Raw genomic sequence first — 21,523 nt, 5'->3', positions numbered from 1 at the left:
CCCAATTGCCAATTCCCAATCCCCCAATTACCAATTATTAATTACCAATTCCCCATGATTAATTGTCAAATCCCTACAGGATTAATTGTTTCTTGTCAAGCACCTGCTGATTCGCCGCTGCACGATCCGATCGTAATTGCGGCAATGGCTCGAACCGCCATCAATCGAGGTGCATCGGGCGTGCGGATTGACACTCCGCCTCACATTGCAGCGGTGCGAAAACAGATATCCGCTCCCATAATTGGGATTTGGAAGCAGCAATTGCCGGGATGCGAGATTTACATTACTCCTCGGTTTGAAGACGCGCGGGCGATCGCCACTTCGGGAGCCGATATTATCGCCGTTGATGCTACTCTGAGAAACCGTCCTGCTGGCGGCGAAGACTTAAAGACATTAATCGGGCGCATTCACAGTGAATTGGGCAAATTAGTGATGGCGGATGTAGATACAATAGAATCTGCGATCGCGGCAGCCGAAGCTGGTGCAGATACTGTAGCAACTACTCTTTTTGGCTATACAACCCAGACGGAGAAATTCTCGCCGCCAGGATTTGATTTGCTTGCGGAAATGGTAGAAAAGCTTAAGGTTCCCGTTATCTGTGAAGGCGGGATATCGGGGCCGGAAATGGCTAAAAAAGCCTTGGATTTAGGAGCGGCGGCTGTTGTTGTGGGGACAGATATTACTGGGATTGATATTAAGGTGACAGCCTATAAGTCGGTGATTGGGAAGTAAGAAGGAAGTTCGGTCACGGATTGTTTAACGGATTTAATGGATGTAACGGATTGAAGGAAGTTCGGCAACGGATTTTTTAACGGATGTAACGGATTGAAGGAAGTTTGGCCACGGATTGTTTAACGGATTTAACGGATGTAACGGATTGAAGGAAGTTCGGCAACGGATTTTTTAACGGATGTAACGGATGTAACGGATTGAAGGAAGAAGGGAGAAGAAATATTCGGCGATTTCAATCGCTTGTAGGCACAGGAAACGCGACAGCTAAGGGTGGGAAATATCGGGCGATTTCAATCGCCCTTTATCAGGGGAAGTTGCTAAATCAGTGCGCCGTTGATAAAGCTGCTAACTACAGCCAAGGCGATCGCCCCCAGTACCGCGCTCCAAAGACCCATCCGCAAACTAAATCCTTCAACTAACTTCGCAGCCGAGGCAAAAATAATCACGTTCATTACAAAAGCAAACAGGCCCGAAAGCAATCCCAGCGTCAGTAGGTTCGGTACGAAAAAAACTGCTTTCAGAATTGGCAAAATTAAAACATTCAACATTCCCAAAACCGCAGCGGAAATTACTGCTTTCGGTGTGCTGTCAATTTCTACGCCGATCGGGAGTTGAGAAATTAGCAGCAAGCTGCTGCCCGTCACCAGCCAAGCAATCAAAAAATCGATCGGTTCCACAGCGCCCCTACCTCCTTAACAGTTGAATTGTCAGAAAAACCTGATATTTAACATATATCTTATATACCTTAATTAAACAATCCGGCTGATTCGTCTGCCAATCGACAGAATTTATGTCTGTTACTAAAGAGTTAGAAGTTATAATCCCTGTAATCATCTGCCCAATCATCCGGATGGGGCCCGTATGAACCTGTTAGTTGAATAAAAAGAGCAGATTAATTAATATGGCTGGCGATTTTTCTTTTAACTCTAAAATCCGATTCGACAAAAATGGCTTGGACAATGCTTCACGGCAACGCAGCCGATCGCTCCAAGTTATGATTTTTATGCTGCTCGTCACTACCTTGATGGCGCTACCAATATTTCGTCTAGCCGAACTGCAACTGATACAGGGAGCCTACAACCGACAACGGGCGGAAAATAACCGCATTCGCCCTGTTTCAGTCCCAGCGAATCGGGGTCAAATTTTAGACCGCAACGGCAAAATTTTTGCTGCCAACCGCGTATCTCGATCGGTCTATGTGTGGCCAAAAGAGCGATCGGCCCAGGAGTGGCAAGAGATCGCCGCTACACTGGGTCCGATCGTCAAACTTCCGGCAGCCGAAATTATCAAAAAAATCGATGGAGCTGGCTACAGATCAGCCCTGCCAGTGCGAATTAGTAAAGATATCGATGTCGGTACTTTCGTCGCTTTGGGAGAACAAGCTAATACTTTGCGGGGAGTTGAAATTCGCGTAGAATCGAGCCGAGATAATCCCCACCAGCAATTAGCAGCTCACCTTTTGGGATACGTCGGCGAAGCTAGTTTAGAGCAATTAAAAGCTAATCCTGCATATCCGATGGGGATGCTCGTGGGTCAAATGGGAGTTGAAAAATTAGCCAATTCAACTTTAGAGGGCGTTTGGGGAAACCGTTTAATCGAGGTGAATGCTAAGGGCGAGGAAATCCAAGATTTAGGTGTAAAAGACCCTATTCCCGGCAAACCGGTGCAGCTAACTTTAGATTTAGATATGCAGAAAACTGCGGAAAAAGCTTTGGGCGATCGCCTGGGCGCAGTTGTGGCGATCGACGTAAAAACCGGAGCTCTTTTAACAATGGCTAGTTGGCCGACATTTGACCCCAATATTTTCACCCGCAAGGTGACTCAAACAGAATGGGATCGACTGCAAGGGCCAGAAAAACCGTTTTTAAATCGAGCCGTTCAAGGTTATCCAGTCGGTAGCACTTTTAAAATTGTCACTGCTATAGCGGGGATGGAGTCAGGCAAGTTTTCTCCTGACTCGACTTTGGGCACTTCTTCTTCAATTACGATCGGCGGAATTTCTTTTAACGAACACAGCGGCGGTTACGGCGTTATCGGTTTCCGCGATGCTTTAGCCTACAGCAGCAATACGTTTTTCTATCAAGTAGGTATGGCTGCCGGCCCAGAACAAATGGCTAAAGCGGCTAAAGCGATGGGCATTGGCGGTACTATTAATTTAGATCTTTTGGGGTTGGAATCCGCCAATCACGGTCAAGTTCCCGTACCAGCAGAGAAACAGAAAATGTATGGGGAAGATTGGTATGTGGGCGATACAGTAACAATGGCGATCGGTCAAGGTTTGGTACTTTGTACTCCCCTAGAATTGGCTGTGATGGTGTCAACTGTTGCTAATGGCGGTTATCGAGTTCAGCCGCATTTATTGGCTTCTCAAACCAACACTCCTATTACCAAAAAAGTTCCCACAGGTATTAAGCCTGCAACTTTGAATGTTGTTCGCCAGGGATTGATTGACGTGGTGAAAAAAGGTACTGGCAAACGCATGAATGATGGTACTATTCCTTTAAGTGCTGGTAAGACTGGGACGGTGGAAATGCCCGGTCATCCTGACAATTCTATGTTTGTGGGTTTTGCTCCTGCTGACAAACCGGAAGTTGCGATCGCAGTTATAGTTGAAGGCGGCGGATTTGGTTCTGTATCGGCGGCACCAATTGCTCAAGAGGTATTCCGAACTTATTTCCAAAAGCAGGGTTTTAAACCTACTAATAAGCCTCTCTAGTCATGACTTCATTGTTGACTGTTGACTGGTGACATTTTGTCCAATACTTCGATCGCACTATCCTGGATATCTGGGAAAAGTGCGATCGATCAAAAGTTTTCCCCTACCAATCGTCTCACTTCCACGGTCGATAAATTCATCATTTGCGCTACCTGTTCCCGACTCATCCCAGAATTTAAAAGTTGAGTTAAGAGCGATCGCAAAGCTGACTCCGCTGCCAGTCGTCCCAGGTTTTCTTCCTTGTGAGTCTTCAAAAACTCACCCGTTTGAGGAACTCTAAACCTCAATTCTCCTGAAATTATATGCAATTCCAGTCCCAGCACTTCACTGAACAACCACAGCGTATCGAAAGCGATATTGTTGGCTGCAATCGGCTCGTACTGATTGTTTATTAGACGTACTCCCTGTAAAATCGGATTTAGGTAATCTCCCGACGGATCGTACTGAAGATATTCCCTAACTCCCAAATCCCGATAAATTTCTGGTTTAGTTTCTTGGTCTTTCGTCTGAGTTGTTTCCGAAGTAATTTCTAGGACAAAATCGGGAGTAATTCCCCCTTCTTCCCAAACTTTATAATTATCCCTTTTGCGGTTGGCAACTCCAAACACCACATAAACATCCGGGGCCACAACTGCCTGGGTGTTCCCTTCTTCATAATATATGAAAGAATTGGCTGACACATAAACATCAGAACGTTCTTGAAAGTAAAGCTTGACAGCTTCTACGCTGTAAGTCATGTAATCCCGCGTGATGTCGCTTTCAGCCATCGGCTCTCCGTCGCTGCTGGGATATTCAATTTCTACTTGTTCGACTTGAGTTAAAATTGTCATTTTTCAATTTTCCTCAAAGTTATTAATTTAATGGGAGCATTCTGTCCGAGTTTGGAAAAGTTCGCTCTTCCTCAAAAAAATCAACAGCCATAAGTTACGCAGGGAACACCCTACATAATTATGTTCTGCGTCCAGGACTGTAACGCTGGTCTGACGTTTGACAGATACAGACTATTTAAATTCTAATTAATCCCTCTATCTAAAATAATCATTTCCGAACCAACAACGGGACTTCTAGCTATTAACTTCCCTTCCATATTCGCAATTTCTAACTTACTAAAATCGAGTAAATTAGCCTCCTTCCACATTTTAGTTGCTAGTTGATTTTGCTCGATTTCGCTGAGTTTGTACCAATCTTCAGCGACTTTCACAGTCAAAATGCTGCTGGAAAAATTAGCTTGAACAGACTCCACTAAACCGCCGCCCAGTCGATTCTTAATGTCAGTAACTTGAGTTTGAATCGCAGCAATCAGAGACTGTTCCGGCGTCAGCGGCGGCGGTGGGATAATTTCTACTGGTTGCGGTTTTTCTGGAGCCACTAAATCGGGCAACTTGCTTTTGAATTTAGCAGAGATTGGCTCAGACGGTACGATCGCCTCTGGCGATTGTGGCGTTCCCGACGCCATAAAATCACCAAACGTTGCCGGCGACTGCTGCGCTGCTGGCAAAGGCACTTTTGCTACTTTCTCCGGCGGTTTTGCTGAGAAACTGTTGAAAGTTAAACCGACTACAACGATCAGAATTGCTGCTATGGCGGCGTTTAAAAGTGGATCGGACAGCTTCTGGTTCGTAGATGGTGGCAGTAACGATCGCACTAGCCGCACAATACTTTGCCAAAGTACACCTACTTTCTCTAAAAAACTCCCTTCCGTGCGTTGGGATACAGGCTTTTTATCAAATTTTACAGCAACTTTTGGTGGGGGTACGCTGTTAACTTCCGCAGCAACAGCGGGAGGAGTTACTGTTGCTGAGTCAGCAGCGGTGGGCGCGATCGGCTTTTGGGCCTGCAACGGCGGTTCGGCTGGTAATTTTTTGCCTTTTTTTCCCAAATTCCCAATCGATGCAATCAAAGCTTTGATTCTCTGATTTTTGGGAACCGCGCTGCTGGCATTTTGAGTTTTGCTGCCAGTGGGGGCAGACTTTGCAGCCGAATCAACCTCCGGTGTCGGAGATTGAGAGGCTTCTGGAGTTGACTGGTTTAGTTGTTCTTCTGACATTTTCTCTGCCTTGGGGCGTTGCAAATATATGTAAACGAGATAAATTTTAATTGAGCCATCTCAACCTTAATTTATCATTTAATTAGTTGTAACCGAATCAAAATGAGCATCAAACGTCGTCACTTTCTAATTTTAGCCAGTCTCAGCAGCTTAGGTTTTGCCGGAGTCTCGAAAATGATTCAGCTTCGGACTTCCTCCGGTAGAGACACCAATGCTGCTGTGCCTTCTAACGTTGAGGCAGAAAGGGCGATCGTCCCTTTGCCGGCCTCACCGCCTATTTTACGCTTTATTTCGGTAGCCGACACCGGTACCGGCGCAGAAGGTCAGTATGCTGTGGCTGAGGCGATGGCGCAATATCACCGCGAAAACCCTTTTAATGTTGCTGTTCTCGCCGGGGACAATATCTACAATAACGGCGAAATTGAAAAAATTAATGCTGTTTTCGAGCGGCCTTATCAGCCATTATTACAGCAAGGTGTAAAATTTTATGCTTGTCTGGGAAATCACGACATCCGCACTGCTAACGGCGATCCGCAAGTTAAATATGCGGGTTTTAATATGCAAGGTCGCTACTATACTTTTCGGCGCGATCCGGTACAGTTTTTTGCTTTAGATACCAATCACAATGCGGATTGGAAAAATCAGCTTGTTTGGCTGGAAAAAGAGTTGAGTCAGAGCATTGCACCTTGGAAAGTTGTGTTCGGTCACCACCCGATTTATTCCTCTGGCGTCTACGGAGTGAGTCAATCTTTTATTAAGACTTTGACGCCTTTGTTTCAAAAGTACGGCGTGCAGCTTTATATTAACGGACACGAGCACAGTTACGAACGCACTCGCTCGATTAACGGTACGACTTATTTAATTTGCGGTGCCGGCGGGGGCACTCGTCCGGTGGGGCGTTCTGAGTGGACGGAGTATTCTGCTAGCCGCCTGAGTTTTGCGACGTTTGATGTCTATGAAGACCGGATGTTTGTCAGTTCTATCGGTACTGACAAACGGGTTTTTGACCGAGGGGTGATTCAAGTGCGATCGGCTTAATTTAGATTATATTCAGGAGCCAACAAAATGAATAGGGGTTGTAGAGCCAATAAAACTGGTTTTGTTTTAGAAACAACTGTAGAAGGTACGTTGAGAGGTCACGGATATCTCGAAATATGTCCCCAGTTGCCGAAAAAGCGCAAGCGAGATTGGCTCTTAATCTCTACTGAAAATCCCAAGCGATATGCTAAACAGGTTTATATCGGGTCTAGCATTTATGAAACTGAAATAAATGTCGATTTTTACATTGTTAATTCCGGTTTGTTTCCTTTGGGTCTAATTGTTGAGTGCAAGTGGCAAGAAGACAAAGGTTCAGTAGACGAGAAGTATCCTTACCTCAATTTAAATATTAAAAATTGTTATGGGGTTCCAACTATTGTTATAGTGGGCGGTGACGGTATGAGGCAAGGTTCGATCGACTGGTTTAAAAAACAAATTCCTGACAATCAAAATCTGTTGGCAGTTCACAAGCTCGAAGGTTTCATTACCTGGGCTAACAAATATCTCTAACAGGAATTACGCAACTTTACTTTGCCACCTGCCGGGGAACCACGGATTACCCCTACACAATATTCTTAGGTATAGATTTTGCTTAATAAGTCTCATTTAAAATGAACATATTAATAATTCCTTGACTTTTCCGCGCTTGCCACTATTAGAATTAATTCCCCTAGATGCTGATATTTCAATGAGTTGGGGGATACGACCTCTTTGAAAAACTTGATTATCGGTGTATATTTTTTCGATGAAATCGCAGTTAGAATTAGACAGCAAAACTTTCACGCCCCGTTCTGCAAGTTCTGCAAAAATATCTCTCAATTTAAGCTGTTCCGATTCTTTGAAATTATCCCGGCTGTAAGTCGTGAAGTTACTGGTGGCACTGATTGGATAATAAGGCGGGTCAAAATAAACAAAGTCTTCGCTGCTGGTAGCAAAATCCAAAATTTCATCGAATTTTCTGACTTCAATTTGAGCTGGCGCGAGTAAAGATGAGACCGATCGCAATAAATCGGCTTGACAAATGTTAGGATTTTTGTATCGACCTATCGGAACGTTAAATTCACCTTTTGAGTTTTCTCTGTAGAGGCCGTTGTAACAAGTTTTATTTAGGTAAATCAGGCGTGCTGCTTTTTCTATATCTGTTTTGTAGGAGCGCGATCGCACCCAGTAATAATAATCTTTATTGTCCTTGGTATGTTCTAACTGATGCTCTTCTAAAAGTAGAATTAGCTCCTCAACTTTATCCCTGACACAGCGATAAGCATTAATCAACTCAGGATTAATATCTGTTAAAACAGCTTGCAAAGCAGGGTGTTGTTGTGCCAAGTAAAAAAATACGGCTCCGCCACCCAAAAAAGGCTCGTAGTAAGTTGTGAACTTTTCAGGAAAATAAGGTTGATATTGTCCAATCAACCTAGTTTTGCCTCCGGCCCATTTCAGAAAGGGACGTGGCAAGACGAAAGAAGGTGCGGAAGCAGACATTTATCTAGAAATAACGGCCCTATAATATTTATCACAACTAGAACTCAATAGAAATACTTCTGAAGTTCTTACCGGAGGTCGCGTGGCATTAAACAGACAGTGCCGAAGCCATCGGCAAAAAGTTTTCGTTAGAATTATATATGTCAGCCTCGCCGGCAAAAATGCCCGATCGCCCGATTGGCAGATTTAGCTCCGGCTGTGCCAAAATTGTCTAACTCGCTCACAAGTGTTACCAGTCAAAGATCGAACTGTGACACTTTACCCCACCAAGCTCATGCAAGATTTTATTAATAACGTCTCTCGCTACCCCCGCTTTTTGATTACGATATGTCTGGGAATTTTCTTTTTCCTGTTCGAGCGACTCAAACCCCTGCTCGATCGACCGGCAACTGCGATCGCCCTGATTAGTTCGATTGTAGCGACTTTTGTCTTTCTAACTTTTACATTGCGCGCCATGTTAGGCCTGAGTTTGGTTTAAAGGCAAGCTAGGACGCAAACATCAACAGTAAATCAGACAAGCTAGAGCGCAGAGACGAGGCCGACAAAGGGCTCCGGGAGGTTGCGAATTTTTAATTTTTAGTTAAAACACCAACTCCGGAAGTAACTGCCAACTTTATGCCTGCGATCGCACACTTGACAATAGTCGCTGCGATAGATTGGAAGAGGAAGTTAGTAAGCGGCGTTACGTCAGCGCTGCTCAACCAAGGCGCAGGCAAACATTACCGAAGTGCAGGACAAGCGTTTGGGGCTATCAACATTCACTGGGGAAATACTGCACCTCTGTTTCCCCAGTGTCCCACTTAATCATTAGGAAGCGGCACACCCCGCCCCGCTTTCCTCTCCCGTTAACCTGACGGTACCACGAGAGTTTCCAGCGGACAAGACAGATGAAGTTTGAACATATCTATCAATTTTTTCAAGACCCCCCTCCTGTTTATCTAAACAAGGAATTAGCTGTGTGTTACATTCTCTCCGTGTTATTGCGGGGAGATTCCTACGGTACAGAACTGATTGGCCAACTAGAGAGGGAATTCCCCATCTACCGACTTTCTGATACCGTTCTCTACAGCGCTCTGAAATTCCTCGAAGATGAAGGCGTAATCACTGGTTACTGGAAAAAAGTAGAAGGACGAGGCCGCCCCCGCCGGATGTATCAAATCCTCGCTGAGTGGCGGCACCAAGCTCAAGACCTCGCTCGTCTCTGGCACGATTACATTGGTCAGGGAAACGGCGCTTCAGAGCGTCGCTCCCGCGCCTTAGAAACTGGTCACACAGGTTAGCCGAGTTGGAATCGGATGCCTAAACCCTGGAGATGCTGGCGCTACTTGCAAAGCGATTTGCCCGATTGCCTTCGCTTTGCTCGATCGCCGCATAGCGATTAAAGCATCTACACTACGTCAGGACTTACGCATGGTCACTTGAGAATTAGCGACGATGGGGAGATATGAGAATTTGGTGATGGGGAGAAAAACGCCTTGCTACAAAGCTTTCTGCGAATTTTGGTAAAAAAGTGTCTGCGTAAGTCCTTGATCGCTTTCGTATGTAAAGTTCTGTAAAGTAATAGTAGATAATTTCAATTACACAAACTTCTACCGATGAATACTGCTGTTCTTCCTTCAACATTTGTGCTAACGCTGCTGCTGGCTGTTGGCTTGTTTTTCTTCATCAAAGCCTCAGTCAAAGATCGAATCGAACAAGTCAAGCTTGCTTCCGAGAGCGCCCAAGAGTCACTGTTAACCCAGCTACAAGAGTATTTTGCTTCTAGGGCTTACCGAGTTGCAGCCGTCGATGCCCCCAACTATAAAGTCACCTTTGAGGGTTTTGTGCGACCGAGTTGGTTTTTGGCTATTTTTTTAACCATGCTAAGTGCAGGCGGCGCTCTGTGCTTGGGGCTGGTTTTGGGAATGCTAGTTCCTCAGCAGGGTCAAATTTTCCTAGCTTTGGTACTGCTGTCCCCGCTGGCGGGGGTATTTTACTGGAAAAAAGCTGGACGCTCTGAGCAAGTCTCGCTCAAACTCGAATCAGTTGCTGAGTCGGGAAGCCAAACCAAGAGCTTTGTTACTGTCCGAGCTCACCGCGATGAACTAGCAGCCATGCAAAAAGCTTTAGATTTGAAACCGATCGATTAAAAGTTTGACGCGGAACGTTTTTTGATATGCTAGATGCCGTAGTTAGACTTCGAGCACACAAACCGATGACTAAAGAGCAGCTCTCTCGTTGGCTGTTTTTTTGATCCACTTGTTCGATCAACAAATTGATCGACAAAACAGTCAAAAAAAAACCATTATCGTGAAAGTGCCAATTGTGGCGATCGCCCTTGGGCTGCGATCAAGCCTGTTGCGATGGCTCCTTATACCCTAATTCCTAAGGACTTTTCGCAGAAAATTCAGTTGGCACTCTCCAGACAATGAGAACTCTCGCGCTTTTGTTAAAAGACTTAGAAAAACATTGCTGTCAATGTTTTGAGCTAAACATTTTGAGCTATGCGCGGGCCGCTGACACCACAGGAATTTTTTCTGTGGTAGCTTCCAACATCACCTTTAAGCTGGGAAACAAGAAATGGTTCTCTTCTACGTATTGGGCTCCAAATAAACCTTTTTCAGCCCAGAAGTATCTGTCAGTGGTATGCTCGTTACGCTTGACTAACAGCAATGCTGGGGGAGCAATGCCTTCTGCATGGATGAACTTGCGAGCCGCTGTTACGGGTTTATCTTCGCCGCTCTCGATGCTATATTGAGGCACACACTCTAAAATTCTGCGTCCTTCTTGTCGGCGGCGACTCTTGCGTTTGCGTCTCCTGGCCAATTTCTTTACCTCCTCTGTGAGCAGACAGTATGAGCAGACAGGTTGTAATGATAGCTACCAAATCCGAGGCCAGTATATCCGTTCTAGCTCAAAAAATCAACTGTTTTTAATATATCGACATAATCTTCACATTCGTGCCGATCGACAAAAGTGTAGCTGTTGTGGTATGGTTGGCCGCAAGTTCCGCCAAAAGCCAAGCTTGGGGATCGGTGGAAGCTGCGCGGACGGCGATGCGGGGCAATTTGGGTTCATGAAAACCCCATGCCTTCAACATAGCTGCCTTCTATCAAAGGGAAGAAACCTAAAATCTAGAAGTCTCTCATCAGTAATCGGTGGCAGATCATTTGTAATTTACTTAGAATTCCGTTAGATATCTTAATGTGGCGCTCATGTTAATGCCAGCCAGTTCAGAATTTGTCAAGCTTTGCCACTCGCAGGTGGCCATCGCCGTCAGTTTGGGAGCGAAATTCAGCGCGGTATACCTGACACAAGAGTTGGTAGAAGGCAGCGAAGCAAAGTTGGTGCCGATCGCGGTTTACCCAGAAACCTCAGCCGAATCGGAAGAAAATCAGGGGTTGAGGTTGCAATCTCCCGAAAGCTCGACAGTCAAACCGGTGCCGCGACTGCTGGCGCCGCGGGTTCTTTCTGTGGAAGAATCAACCGTAGAGGCGATCGCACCCGAACCGCTTCCGGGTAATGAGCGCAGTTCCCATCAGTGCCAAGGCCCGGAGAATGTGTGGCAGCAGCGGAGGCAAATTGTGACGCCTCTGATACACGAGGGAGCTGTAATGGGACTTCTAGTCAGCGGTCGGCAAGACAGGCCTTGGAACGAGCCAGAGGAGGCTCAGATACAACAAATTGCTCGCACCTTAGCCCTAGCCTGCATTTTAGACCAGCGATCGCAGTGGATGCACCAGGAATTGGGCGCAACTCGGCAAATCCAGGCTCAGGTTTACGACACGATGCACAATTTGCTCCACCAGTTCAAAAGTCCGCTGACAGCGTTGCGAACTTTTGGCAAGTTGTTAGCGCGGCGGCTGGTACCGGAAGACAAAAACCGCAATGTGGCTTTTAGTATTGTCCGAGAGAGCGATCGGCTGCAAGAGTTGCTCGGCCAGTTCGATCGAACTGTTGACACCGGCGAAGCACATCTAAAACTGCCATCGGGCACTTCAGAAAAAGCAATGTCCAATGTGGAATCAATCCGGCATTCTCCTCTGTCGCTGTCACCTGCGGCCCATTTGCAGGAATCCTGTTTTGTGGCAGAAGTCTTAAAACCGCTGTTAACTTCCGCCGAGGCGATCGCCTCTGAAAGGCATCTGAAATTGGTAGCTGACCTAGAGGCGGATTTGCCGCCAGTCTCAGCGAACGATCGAGCTTTGCGCGAGGTTTTGAGCAATTTAATTGACAATGCTTTGAAATATACCCCTGTCGGTCGCCAAATTTATATTAAAGTAAGGTACAAAGCAGCGGATGGCGATCGGGCAGGATACAGCCAATTGCCTGCCATAGCAGTTGCAGTCAGCGACACAGGTTCCGGCGTTCCCCCCCAGGATTTAGAGCATTTATTTGAGCGGCACTACCGGGGAGAAAAAGCGCAGACCGCAATTCCCGGCACAGGATTGGGTTTGGCGATCGCCCGCGATTTAGTTCGCCAAATGCAAGGAGAAATAGAAGTATTTTCCCCAGTCAATCCTGAATGGCTGCCCTCTGCAGAAACTAATTTATTATATCCAGCGGAGCGTGGCACTACATTTGTGGTTTGGCTACCCGTGAATAAGTAACGATCCGTATTGATTAGAGACATTTTTTATGAAGCATCTGCATTTATTCGATAAAATTCCCAAGTTTTCACATTCTTTAGAAATTTTCAAAAAACACTTTTTTCGTGTACGGTTTTTAGCTGCTTTTAACATTCTGACTGTTCTGATTTTGGGCGGGCTGAGCGTATACGCAAAACTCAACAACCAGGGAGACGGAGTTGAACGCCTGTTTAGCGATCCTTTTAATTTCTGGTTCCCTTACGAAGGCATTCTCACCGGAGTTTCCGAAGTCCTCTGGTGCATCCCAGTAGCAATTTGTGCCTTTACTTTCGGAGTGTTGCGCCAAAAAGAGCCGCGGAGTCGATCGGGGATATTCTTATTTTTTAGTGCATTACTACTGGGAGTCTTTTTCCTGGATGACAGGTTTCGGATGACTTTGATTCTTTCTCGGTTGGGCATATCTCTCAAATTTATTTATTTGTGTTATGGTACGGCGGTTTTCCTTTACGGAGTTAAGTTTTGGCTATACATCAAAACCACTCCTTACCTGCCATTAGTCGTAGCATTCCTCTTGTTTGCTATCTCACGGTTTGAGGATATTTTTGAGTCTCAAAGTCTAGGAGTACACGCGATGTTAGAAGACGGCACTAAATTATTAGCTCTTCTGAATTTATCACTGTATTTTTGGCACATATGTCATCAAGAAATCGGGCGGCATTTACGGCAAAGCGAAAAGCGTTGATTGCCTTGATGATATTACTATAAAAAAAGGCGTTGCTGAATTAGGGTATCACTAAGCAACGCCGGCGATCGCATAAAACCAAAATAATTTCTTTGATTTTGATATGGAATTGGAATATCGGCAAATTTGGGAAGGGTGAATTAATAATCGATCCAACGGAGTGTCTGAGCCTTTGTTCAGATTTAGAGTAGCCAATATTTTTTTATTCAAGTGAGGAAAATAATGTCTTCATATTGTATTTTTTCCGTCAAGTCTTTTCCTATAGTTTTTGCTAATAATTTTACCTGAATCATATCGTTTCCGGTTGCATCGGAATAATAAAATCGAGTCAACAGTTAACACTCAACCATTCAGTTTTTCGACCCGCCCGTCAACAGTCAATCGATTGCGCGATTTTAGATTTTAGATTAAAGAATTGAAGCATTGACCCCACGGATAAATTCGGGGGGCAAGTTTCATCGGATACAGGTTTTTTATTTCTGGACGGATGAATCCGGCGGCTTGTATCCTGGATGCTTTCGGTCAACAGTCAACAGTCAACAGTCAACAATAATTCCGGTGCAACCGGAATTGATATCAGCACTAAAACTTCGGTCAACTTTCCAGCAATCTGTCACATAAAATAGCACTTCCCTTGATTAAGAATAATCCAAAGTGGTTCAAAGGTTTTAGCACTAACTGAACCGTATTGCATCAAGTCCCCACCCCAGAAAAGGGGGGACTTGATGCGGGAAAAATTTCTGTCAGAATTCCGATTAATGAGGAATTAGCAATTACCCTATTCTCATGCAACTGAAACCCGGTATATGATCAATTCAGCCAGATAAGTTTTCTAGGCATTAGCTACGGCGATATTAGTGGCTCTACAGATAGTCGGCAGATCAATAATAAACTGCGTTCCCTGCTCTGGCGTAGAAATACACTCCAATTGACCGCAGTGTTTTTCTATCAGAATTTTTCGGCTGATGGACAATCCCATGCCTGTACCTTTTCCTATGGGTTTAGTAGTAAAAAAGGGAGTAAAAAGTTTAGCACGAACTGTTTCTGTCATGCCCACACCATTATCAGCAATTGTTACCAGGATGTGGGAAGCCGAGCTAATGTTGTCATGCGAATTGCCGGGTACAACTTCAGTCCGAATCAAAATCTGGGGGTGACAACCTGCACCATCTTCTCTACTTAGCCGCTCTTCTAAAGCATCTATAGCATTCGCTAAAAGGTTCATAAACACCTGATTGAGCTGACCCGCATAACAGTTCACAAGTGGCAATGCACCATAGTCTTTTATCACATTAATAGCAGGTCGATCAGACTTAGCCTTTAGTCGGTGCTGTAAGATCATCAAAGTGCTATTAATGCCTTCGTGGATATCTACTGATTTAATTTCAGTTTCATCCAACCGCGAAAAATTGCGTAGAGAGTGAACAATATTGCGAATGCGTTCGATCCCTAACTGCATGGAAGAAAGCAATTTTGGTAAATCATCTATGATAAATGGTAACTCTGCATCTTCTATTTCATGGACAATTTCTGCTTCTGGTTGCGGGTAATACCTTTGGTAAAGATTCAACATATTAATGAGTTCTTTAATATAGTCGTTGGCGTGGGAGAGATTACCGTAAATAAAGTTAACCGGATTGTTGATTTCATGAGCAACACCGGCAACTAATTGACCGAGACTAGACATTTTTTCACTTTGAACTAACTGTAGTTGTGTTTCTTGCAGTTCTTTGACAAAATGTTCTAAAGCAAGAGATTTTTGGTACTCTTTTTCTTGACTGATACGGAGTGCTTTCTCTACTTGTTCGCGCCGCTCTATTTCAGACTGTAATTTATGACTTAGAGAAAAACTTCTCAAAGCTGTTAGCATCGTAGTGTATAGCTTTGATGTCGTTAATTCAGTTTTAGTTTTATAGTCATTAATATCGTAATTGATAATAATGCTTTTTTCAGGTACTTGTCCGGGTTGACCCGTGCGTAAAATAATTCGCACTAACTGGTTGCCTAAGACTTCGCGGACATATTTAACAAAGTTTAAGCCAGCATCATCTGTTTCCATAATTACATCAAGTAAGATAATGGCAACATCAGGATTTTCTTGGATTAGCTGTTTAGCTTCACGAGCCGAGTAAGCCTTAATGAAGGTTAAAGATTTGTTTTCAAAGACAAACTTCCTTAGTGAAATTTCGGTAGCGGTGTGAACTTGAGACTCATCATCTACAACTAAAATTTTCCAGCTTTCACTCAGTTTTTCTTCTGTGGTTTCATCGGCAAACAATATCTCGTCATCCGAGTCGATTACTTCGGCAAAGAATACTGTTTCTGGAGATGGTTTAGTTAACAAATCGTCAACATCACTTTTCATTGCTGTACACCTTTATTTTTTACTAATGTTTAGGTTTGAAGTTAGAAAACCTGTTAAGAAAAAGGCAGAAGGAAGAAGAGTTACACAGCAACATTTTCACTCATGCTTATTTTACTTTTAATGAGGTGGACTTACTTAGTTATATTTGCCCAGAAATCGGAATTGGAACTCTACATTTGTGAATCAATTTGCATGGGTAATTTAATAATAAACTTTGTTCCTCTTCCCACCTCACTTAGACATTCAATTTCACCTTTGAGTTTTTGGGTGACTAAATTGTACACAATATGTAACCCTAACCCACTGCCACCTTGACCACGCTTAGTGGTAAAGAATGGCTCAAAAATTTTACTTAAGTTTTCTGGAGGAATTCCTTTACCTTCATCGGCGTATTCAAACCTTAGCCGATTACCTTCTTGCTCCCAAGCAAAGATTATTTCCCCAGAAATCCCTGGTTCGTAGGCATGAATCAGAGAATTGATCAGCAAGTTCGTCACAACTTGGGATAACGCTCCTGGATAAGAATCTATGGCGATCTTGCTATCTCCCTTAATTTTAAGCGAATGTTGGCTATTTTTCAACTTGGGTTTTAATTGTAATAAAATTTCATCAAGATAAGGTCTGATCTGGAAAGTACGTCGTTCTTCGCTAGAGCGATCGACTGCTACTTGCTTAAAGCTTTGAATCAATGCTGCCGCCCGATCTAGGTTAATTAGAAGCGCCTTACTGCTTTGACTAGCAATATCGACAAACTCTTCTAAATCTGAGCGCTTCATTTTGCCACTTTTATAAATAGATGCAAATTCTGTGGTATTTTCTGCCAAAGCTGAAGCAACAGTGACGCCCACTCCGATCGGAGTATTAATTTCATGGGCAACACCAGCAACTAATCCTCCCAGAGATGCCATTTTTTCCGATTCGACGAGCTGAGTTTGGGTGGCTTTTAAAGCCTCTAGGGTGTTGGATAATTGTTGAGTACGATCGCTCACTAATTGCTCTAAGTTTTGATTAAACTCCTGTAAATTTTTGTAAAGTTGAGCATTCTCAATAGAAATAGCAATTTGGGCAGATAACAGTTTTAACAGCTCAAGCCGATCGGTAGTAAAAGCCCCTTCAGTCAGGTTATTTTCCAAATAAAGAAGGCCTGTCAACTTACCTTGGTGCAGCAGAGGAGTGCAAAGAATAGATTTCGGTTGAGTGGCTGCAATATAAGGATCGCGGGTAAATTGTCCTTCTTGAGCAGCATTATTTAACACCACATTTTCCTGAGTGCGAATCACATAATTGGCGATCGCACTTGCCAGCAAAGGAGTGTCGCCAGAAGCTGCTGTTGGATTGAGAGGAAGCGATCGCAGCACACTAACTTCATCCTCCTTCACCGAACCTTCCGCCTCAATCGCCCAGTTTCCCGCTTTTTCTAAAATCAAAAAACCTTTTTGGGCCCCCGCATTTTCGATCGCAATTTTCATCAATCTTTCCAGCAGCCGACTCAAAACTATTTCACCCGAAATCGCTTGGGAAGCTTTCATCACAGTAGTTAAATCTAACGTATCTGCCAAATTGTTGCTAGTAGTCGCCGTCGTAGTTCGATTAACTTTAGTTTGAGTGGTTGTCTTCCCTGAAGTTCTCGCTATTAATTGGGGATATTTTTCCTCCAAACTCTCCACTTTACGTTTAGCACCCCAGTATTGGTAGCCATAGTGGGCTTTAGTCAAGTAGATTTGGGCAAATTCTTCTTTGTCTTTCGCCAACCAGAACTTAGCAGCCAGTTCCGCCGCCAGCGCTTCATTCTGAATAAAATCATGCTCTCTAGCCTCGGCTATCGCGCGATCGTACAAATCCATCGCCTCCAAATCTCGACCTGAAATTCTCGCCATTTCAGCCGCCACTAGCCAGAATTTATGTGCGAAACTTTCCGAGCAGTTGTCCGCCCAAATTTTGATTTGTTTCTGATTAGCTTCTAATTGCTGCCAATAATCTTTTTGCTCCGATTCAGAAACTTCTGAATACAGAGCCGTTAAAATCAGACAACGGTAAAAATTATGGTGAGCACTAGAAATGTGACCCATCAAATAATCGATCAGTTCTGCCGCGCGATCCGATGATTCTAGCGCCTCACTATACAGTCCGTAAAGATAGAAAGTCTGCGCTTTTAAAACATAAAACTCGCACAGAGCCGCCATACTTTTACGATTGTGGAAATTTTCTAAATGCTGTCTTTCGCTAATTTCATCCTCTTCGCCCATCAAATTTAAAATTGCTAATTTATTAGCCAGAATTATATCAATTGCCCACAAATTTTTAGTTTGCTCGCAAAAATGGAGCGACTTGCCAATATCTTCCAAGAGATTATTCAAATTCATGCCTTGGAAGAAATAGGTAATAGTTTGAAACATCCGGTTATAACCTGTCCATTGCAAGTTACCAGATTGCAAGCCAACTTTATACCCTTCATTATTAATTTCAGCAGTAGTTTTGAGCTGTCTCACCCAGCAGTTTAAGTAATTGGCAAAAATCACACTATCTTGGCAGTTTTGAGACAAGTTATTTGAATTTTCGCTGAGATTCAGAGCGAGTCTGCCAAACTCATAAGCCGATTGGTAATCCCCTAAAATTGAATTCAGGATAATTCCATAACACGAATAGCAGTAAGATCCTCCCGCCACAAAACCGTACTTAAGAGAAAGGTTAATCCCTTTGATCACAGTCAACTTCCACAGTTCTTGAGATGAAAAGAACGTTAGTGGCCCCATGTTGCCCAATAATTTCATGGCAATTTGTTGAGCCGGATATTTCATCTTTTCTGCATTAATTAATGAAGCAATTTCTTGGTTTGCCAAGTTGGCTTTAGCTGCCGCCAGTTCACCATTCACCGCCTCGCTTAAATTATCTTCAGCCAAGTCTATTCCCAGCAATTGAAGGGCTTTTAATCCAGATTGAACTGCTAATTCATATTTAGTCAGCAGAGTATACTGCACGATCAAAATGTTGTAAACTTCGGCTTTTTCTATGTCAGATTTTGCCCGGGCAAAGGCCAGTTCTATTAAAGCTTCTGATGCTTCAAAATTCCCGTTTAAATATTCTGCTTCTGCCAGCTCCTTATGAAAGGTAAAAGCTAGTTCGTAGGATTCTTGCCAAATATCGCCCGGTAAAATTTCTCGACCGATTTTTAAGTAGTCTCTGGCAGCAGCATAAGCCGTTGCATCTTTGGCTTTGCGAGCGGCTGTTAAATTTAAAATAGCTAGTTCAGTTTTCTCGTTATCATCAATGATTAAATTCCGACCCGAATTTAAATGATCGGCAATTTCAAAAATTCTTTCGGCTCGTCGCTCAGGAGAAATATTCGCTAGTAATAGGCGACCAATTTGTAGGTGAATTGCGGTTTGCAGTTTTGAGTCAATCAAAGCGTAACCTGACTGCTGCACGCGGTCATGCAAAAATTTATAAGTAGTAATTACCAGGTCTGAATTAATTATTTCGGATTCGGTAGCACCTAACTCAGAAGTAGTTAGAATCAATCCCTCTTGAATGGCTGGCAATAGTTCTTGAAACGTGGCTCCCCAAGATTTCTCATTAATAATTGAGAGAGTGTGTAAGTCAAAACTATTACCCACGCAAGCAGCCAAACGCAAAACTTGCTGAGTTGATACGGGCAGTTTTTTCAATTTGCCAAGCATCAATTCAATGACGTTATCAGTAATACCTACTGATTCAATTTCTGAAATGTTCCAATCCCAGTTTCTTTTGAGGAAATTGAATTTTAGCAGGTTTTCTTGATAGAGAGTTTTGAGAAACTGATTGACAAAAAAAGGATTACCTTGAGTTTTATTGATAACTAACTCTGCTAGGGGGAGGGCTGATTCTGTGTCTTTACGCACGGTATCAGCAATTAAGTTGCCTATCTGGTGAAGGTGTAAGGGAGTTAAAGTAATTCGCTCGATTCTTGCACCTTGATTTTGCAGCTCATCCAAAGTCATTATTAAAGGATGAGATGGGTTAACTTCGTTGTCTCGATAAGCACCAATTAGAAATAGATAATTGGTTTGCTCATCTGCTATCATTACTTGTAGCAATTTCAATGTGGCGGAATCAGCCCATTGTAAATCGTCGAGAAAGATGACTAAGGGATAGTCAAATGAACAAAACACGCGGATGAATTTTTGAAATACTAAATTAAATCGGTTTTGTGCTTCTGTAGCGCTTAATTCTTGTACTGTAGGCTGTTGGCCAATGATTAATTCTACTTCAGGAATGACATCTATAATGATTTGACTATTAGCGCCAATAGCTGCTAAAAGTTTTTCTTTCCAGGTATTGAGTTGCTTTTCGCTTTCACTTAAGAGTTGCTTGACTAATGATTGAAAGGCTTTGACAACAGCCGCATAAGGGATATTTCTTTGAAATTGGTCGAATTTTCCGGCAATAAAATAACCTCTCGCTTTAGTAATTGGTTTATAAACTTCTTGTACTAAGGCGGATTTACCAATGCCAGAGTAACCGGATACTAGCATCATTTCGGTGCTGCCCCTGCTGACTCGCTCAAAGGCTGCTAATAAGGTTTCAACTTCTGTTTCTCTGCCGTAGAGTTTTTGAGGGATTTGAAACTTATCTGTAATATCTTTTTGGGCGATCGCAAAATCTGCAATTCCTCCCGTAGTTTTTAATTGTTCTAGGCATTCTTCTAAGTCAGCGATAATTCCCCAAGGGCTTTGATATCTGGCTTCAGCGGTTTTCGCTAATAGCTTCATCACAATATCAGAAACAACTTTAGGAATTTCTCGATTGATTTGATGGGGCGGTACTGCTTGTTTAGCAATGTGACAGTGGATTAATTCCATTGCATCGCTGTAATCCCATGGCAATTGCCCTGTTAGGAGTTCGTAAAAAGTGACTCCTAATGAGTAAAAATCAGTGCGATAGTCGATCGAGCGGTTCATTCTGCCTGTTTGTTCCGGCGATATATAACTAAGAGTGCCTTCTAAAACATTAGGATTTTTTAGGGTAGGATTTTCGCGCTTTAAAACAGTAGAGATGCCAAAATCTATAATTTGAACTCGCCCTGTGGTTGAGTTAATGATAATATTGCTGGGATTGATATCTTTATGAATAATTTTATGTTGATGAATTTCACCTAAAGCCCTGGTTATTTTAATAGCTGTTAAGAAAAATTCTTCTAATTTAAGTTGGTGAGAAGCCAACAAGAGCTTTAATGATTCTCCACCACAATCCTCGAAAATGATAGCCAAACTGTTCTGGTATCTTTCTAAGCTGTAGGTTTGCGGTACACTTTCTAGGTTAAGATTGCGTGTAATTTCGTATTCCTGCTTGTATCTGACTAACGAAGCTGGCATCGGATAATCTTGTTTGAGAAATTTGAGAATTATCGGTTGGTTGTCTTGCTTTCTCAGTCCTCGGTAAACTAAAGAATTGTTACTTTCGTGAATTTGGTTGGTAATCTCGTAGCCAGCTAAGTTAATCATTCTTACAGCCTCTTCTCAGTATTAATACTCAATTTTTTTTTAGAAAGTGTCAATGTATTAAGTAGATGTATCTTCTAATACATAACTATACCCGAAATTTTAAGAAAAGCTTAAGGTTTAAAGGAAAAGTTATTTTTTGTTAACATTTCTTAAAAATAAGACGGCTAAACATTCGCCTCAGCAGTCCGATCGCTCTAGAGTTTCCTGCAAAAGCAAGCAAAACAGAGTGAAGTGCGATCGCCCCTGAGCTTCCTAGGAGATTTGGGCGCTGCATAATTCGAGTATAAATATGGGGAATTACCATGTAATGAAAGCGAGTGCAAATCACTCCATATAGCAATCCTTGCAGGAGT

18 protein-coding genes are annotated in these 21,523 nt (G+C 43.3%); 10 read left to right on the top strand and 8 right to left on the bottom strand.

The genetic code is table 11. From position 1 onward, the window contains the following. Positions 1-54 precede the first annotated feature (54 nt). Positions 55-732, top strand: a complete 678-nt coding sequence (locus tag QUA70_RS02730; RefSeq protein ID WP_333344389.1) for an N-acetylmannosamine-6-phosphate 2-epimerase — start codon at positions 55-57, stop codon at positions 730-732. A gap of 317 nt (positions 733-1,049) precedes the next feature. Here the strand turns inward: QUA70_RS02730 and QUA70_RS02725 are convergent, their stop codons facing one another. Beyond that, the gene (locus QUA70_RS02725; RefSeq protein ID WP_333330568.1) at positions 1,050-1,409 is read right to left on the bottom strand and encodes a phage holin family protein; all 360 of its coding nucleotides are present in this window, start codon (positions 1,407-1,409) and stop codon (positions 1,050-1,052) included. A 224-nt stretch (positions 1,410-1,633) separates the two neighbouring features. On the opposite strand from QUA70_RS02725, the gene mrdA reads away from it, so the two are divergent. Beyond that, complete coding sequence (gene mrdA / locus QUA70_RS02720; RefSeq protein ID WP_333344390.1) at positions 1,634-3,448, top strand: penicillin-binding protein 2; 1,815 nt, start codon at positions 1,634-1,636, stop codon at positions 3,446-3,448. A gap of 89 nt (positions 3,449-3,537) precedes the next feature. Here mrdA and QUA70_RS02715 read toward each other — a convergent pair whose 3' ends face one another. Together QUA70_RS02715 and QUA70_RS02710 are read right to left on the bottom strand one after the other, a co-directional pair. After that, a complete protein-coding gene (locus tag QUA70_RS02715; protein WP_333344392.1) occupies positions 3,538-4,278 on the bottom strand; it encodes a Uma2 family endonuclease in 741 nt (246 codons plus the stop codon). A gap of 182 nt (positions 4,279-4,460) precedes the next feature. After that, entirely contained in the window at positions 4,461-5,495 is a 1,035-nt protein-coding gene (locus tag QUA70_RS02710; RefSeq protein ID WP_333344394.1) for a hypothetical protein, read from the bottom strand. 102 nt (positions 5,496-5,597) lie between these two features. Between QUA70_RS02710 and QUA70_RS02705 the strand changes: the two genes are divergently transcribed. Together QUA70_RS02705 and QUA70_RS02700 are read left to right on the top strand one after the other, a co-directional pair. Beyond that, positions 5,598-6,533, top strand: a complete 936-nt coding sequence (locus QUA70_RS02705; protein ID WP_333330556.1) for a metallophosphoesterase — start codon at positions 5,598-5,600, stop codon at positions 6,531-6,533. A 27-nt stretch (positions 6,534-6,560) separates the two neighbouring features. Then, positions 6,561-7,043 carry a PD-(D/E)XK nuclease superfamily protein gene (locus tag QUA70_RS02700; RefSeq protein ID WP_333344396.1) on the top strand — a complete coding sequence of 161 codons (483 nt, stop codon included), beginning with the start codon at positions 6,561-6,563 and terminating at the stop codon, positions 7,041-7,043. A 96-nt stretch (positions 7,044-7,139) separates the two neighbouring features. On the opposite strand, the gene QUA70_RS02695 is transcribed toward QUA70_RS02700, so the two are convergent. Next, entirely contained in the window at positions 7,140-8,015 is an 876-nt protein-coding gene (locus QUA70_RS02695) for a DNA adenine methylase (RefSeq protein ID WP_333344398.1), read from the bottom strand. Between the two features lie 274 nt (positions 8,016-8,289). Here QUA70_RS02695 and QUA70_RS02690 point away from each other — a divergent pair, with 274 nt between their 5' ends. The 4 genes from QUA70_RS02690 to QUA70_RS02675 all read left to right on the top strand — a co-directional run bounded on the left by QUA70_RS02690 (position 8,290) and on the right by QUA70_RS02675 (position 10,144). Continuing rightward, entirely contained in the window at positions 8,290-8,493 is a 204-nt protein-coding gene (locus tag QUA70_RS02690; RefSeq protein WP_333330546.1) for a DUF751 family protein, read from the top strand. Between the two features lie 137 nt (positions 8,494-8,630). Next, complete coding sequence (locus QUA70_RS02685) at positions 8,631-8,819, top strand: hypothetical protein (protein ID WP_333330544.1); 189 nt, start codon at positions 8,631-8,633, stop codon at positions 8,817-8,819. An 83-nt stretch (positions 8,820-8,902) separates the two neighbouring features. Further along, positions 8,903-9,295, top strand: coding sequence for a PadR family transcriptional regulator (locus tag QUA70_RS02680; protein ID WP_333249507.1), 393 nt, complete (start codon positions 8,903-8,905; stop codon positions 9,293-9,295). Between the two features lie 315 nt (positions 9,296-9,610). After that, positions 9,611-10,144, top strand: coding sequence for a cofactor assembly of complex C subunit B (locus QUA70_RS02675; RefSeq protein WP_333330541.1), 534 nt, complete (start codon positions 9,611-9,613; stop codon positions 10,142-10,144). A gap of 352 nt (positions 10,145-10,496) precedes the next feature. Here QUA70_RS02675 and QUA70_RS02670 read toward each other — a convergent pair whose 3' ends face one another. Both QUA70_RS02670 and QUA70_RS02665 read right to left on the bottom strand, forming a co-directional pair. Continuing rightward, the gene (locus QUA70_RS02670) at positions 10,497-10,820 is read right to left on the bottom strand and encodes a DUF3155 domain-containing protein (protein WP_333066452.1); all 324 of its coding nucleotides are present in this window, start codon (positions 10,818-10,820) and stop codon (positions 10,497-10,499) included. 106 nt (positions 10,821-10,926) lie between these two features. Then, positions 10,927-11,094 (bottom strand): hypothetical protein, encoded by a 168-nt coding sequence (locus tag QUA70_RS02665; RefSeq protein WP_333344400.1) that lies wholly within the window; start codon positions 11,092-11,094, stop codon positions 10,927-10,929. A 121-nt stretch (positions 11,095-11,215) separates the two neighbouring features. On the opposite strand from QUA70_RS02665, the gene QUA70_RS02660 reads away from it, so the two are divergent. Both QUA70_RS02660 and QUA70_RS02655 read left to right on the top strand, forming a co-directional pair. Then, the gene (locus QUA70_RS02660; RefSeq protein WP_333330535.1) at positions 11,216-12,604 is read left to right on the top strand and encodes an ATP-binding protein; all 1,389 of its coding nucleotides are present in this window, start codon (positions 11,216-11,218) and stop codon (positions 12,602-12,604) included. A gap of 28 nt (positions 12,605-12,632) precedes the next feature. Next, entirely contained in the window at positions 12,633-13,325 is a 693-nt protein-coding gene (locus QUA70_RS02655) for a hypothetical protein (RefSeq protein WP_333330532.1), read from the top strand. Between the two features lie 832 nt (positions 13,326-14,157). Here QUA70_RS02655 and QUA70_RS02650 read toward each other — a convergent pair. Both QUA70_RS02650 and QUA70_RS02645 read right to left on the bottom strand, forming a co-directional pair. Then, complete coding sequence (locus tag QUA70_RS02650) at positions 14,158-15,690, bottom strand: ATP-binding protein (RefSeq protein ID WP_333330529.1); 1,533 nt, start codon at positions 15,688-15,690, stop codon at positions 14,158-14,160. A gap of 170 nt (positions 15,691-15,860) precedes the next feature. Further along, the gene (locus QUA70_RS02645; RefSeq protein WP_333344402.1) at positions 15,861-21,170 is read right to left on the bottom strand and encodes an ATP-binding sensor histidine kinase; all 5,310 of its coding nucleotides are present in this window, start codon (positions 21,168-21,170) and stop codon (positions 15,861-15,863) included. Between the last annotated feature and the right edge of the window lie 353 nt (positions 21,171-21,523).

Origin of the sequence: Microcoleus sp. LAD1_D5, assembly GCF_036702115.1 — a bacterium.
Lineage (GTDB): Bacteria > Cyanobacteriota > Cyanobacteriia > Cyanobacteriales > Microcoleaceae > Microcoleus.
The sequence above is the reverse complement of the archived record's forward strand: the minus strand, read 5'-3'. Positions and strand labels throughout refer to the sequence as shown.

Bases quoted from the DNA above. Each gene is read 5' to 3' on its own strand.
- QUA70_RS02685 (WP_333330544.1), top strand. From the start codon at position 8,631: ATGCCTGCGATCGCACACTTGACAATAGTCGCTGCGATAGATTGGAAG.
- QUA70_RS02705 (WP_333330556.1), top strand. From the start codon at position 5,598: ATGAGCATCAAACGTCGTCACTTTCTAATTTTAGCCAGTCTCAGCAGC.
- QUA70_RS02695 (WP_333344398.1), bottom strand. From the start codon at position 8,015: ATGTCTGCTTCCGCACCTTCTTTCGTCTTGCCACGTCCCTTTCTGAAA.
- QUA70_RS02650 (WP_333330529.1), bottom strand. From the start codon at position 15,690: ATGAAAAGTGATGTTGACGATTTGTTAACTAAACCATCTCCAGAAACA.
- QUA70_RS02680 (WP_333249507.1), top strand. From the start codon at position 8,903: ATGAAGTTTGAACATATCTATCAATTTTTTCAAGACCCCCCTCCTGTT.
- QUA70_RS02710 (WP_333344394.1), bottom strand. From the start codon at position 5,495: ATGTCAGAAGAACAACTAAACCAGTCAACTCCAGAAGCCTCTCAATCT.
- mrdA (WP_333344390.1), top strand. From the start codon at position 1,634: ATGGCTGGCGATTTTTCTTTTAACTCTAAAATCCGATTCGACAAAAAT.
- QUA70_RS02645 (WP_333344402.1), bottom strand. From the start codon at position 21,170: ATGATTAACTTAGCTGGCTACGAGATTACCAACCAAATTCACGAAAGT.
- QUA70_RS02655 (WP_333330532.1), top strand. From the start codon at position 12,633: ATGAAGCATCTGCATTTATTCGATAAAATTCCCAAGTTTTCACATTCT.
- QUA70_RS02675 (WP_333330541.1), top strand. From the start codon at position 9,611: ATGAATACTGCTGTTCTTCCTTCAACATTTGTGCTAACGCTGCTGCTG.
- QUA70_RS02700 (WP_333344396.1), top strand. From the start codon at position 6,561: ATGAATAGGGGTTGTAGAGCCAATAAAACTGGTTTTGTTTTAGAAACA.
- QUA70_RS02660 (WP_333330535.1), top strand. From the start codon at position 11,216: ATGCCAGCCAGTTCAGAATTTGTCAAGCTTTGCCACTCGCAGGTGGCC.
- QUA70_RS02690 (WP_333330546.1), top strand. From the start codon at position 8,290: ATGCAAGATTTTATTAATAACGTCTCTCGCTACCCCCGCTTTTTGATT.
- QUA70_RS02730 (WP_333344389.1), top strand. From the start codon at position 55: ATGATTAATTGTCAAATCCCTACAGGATTAATTGTTTCTTGTCAAGCA.
- QUA70_RS02665 (WP_333344400.1), bottom strand. From the start codon at position 11,094: ATGTTGAAGGCATGGGGTTTTCATGAACCCAAATTGCCCCGCATCGCC.
- QUA70_RS02715 (WP_333344392.1), bottom strand. From the start codon at position 4,278: ATGACAATTTTAACTCAAGTCGAACAAGTAGAAATTGAATATCCCAGC.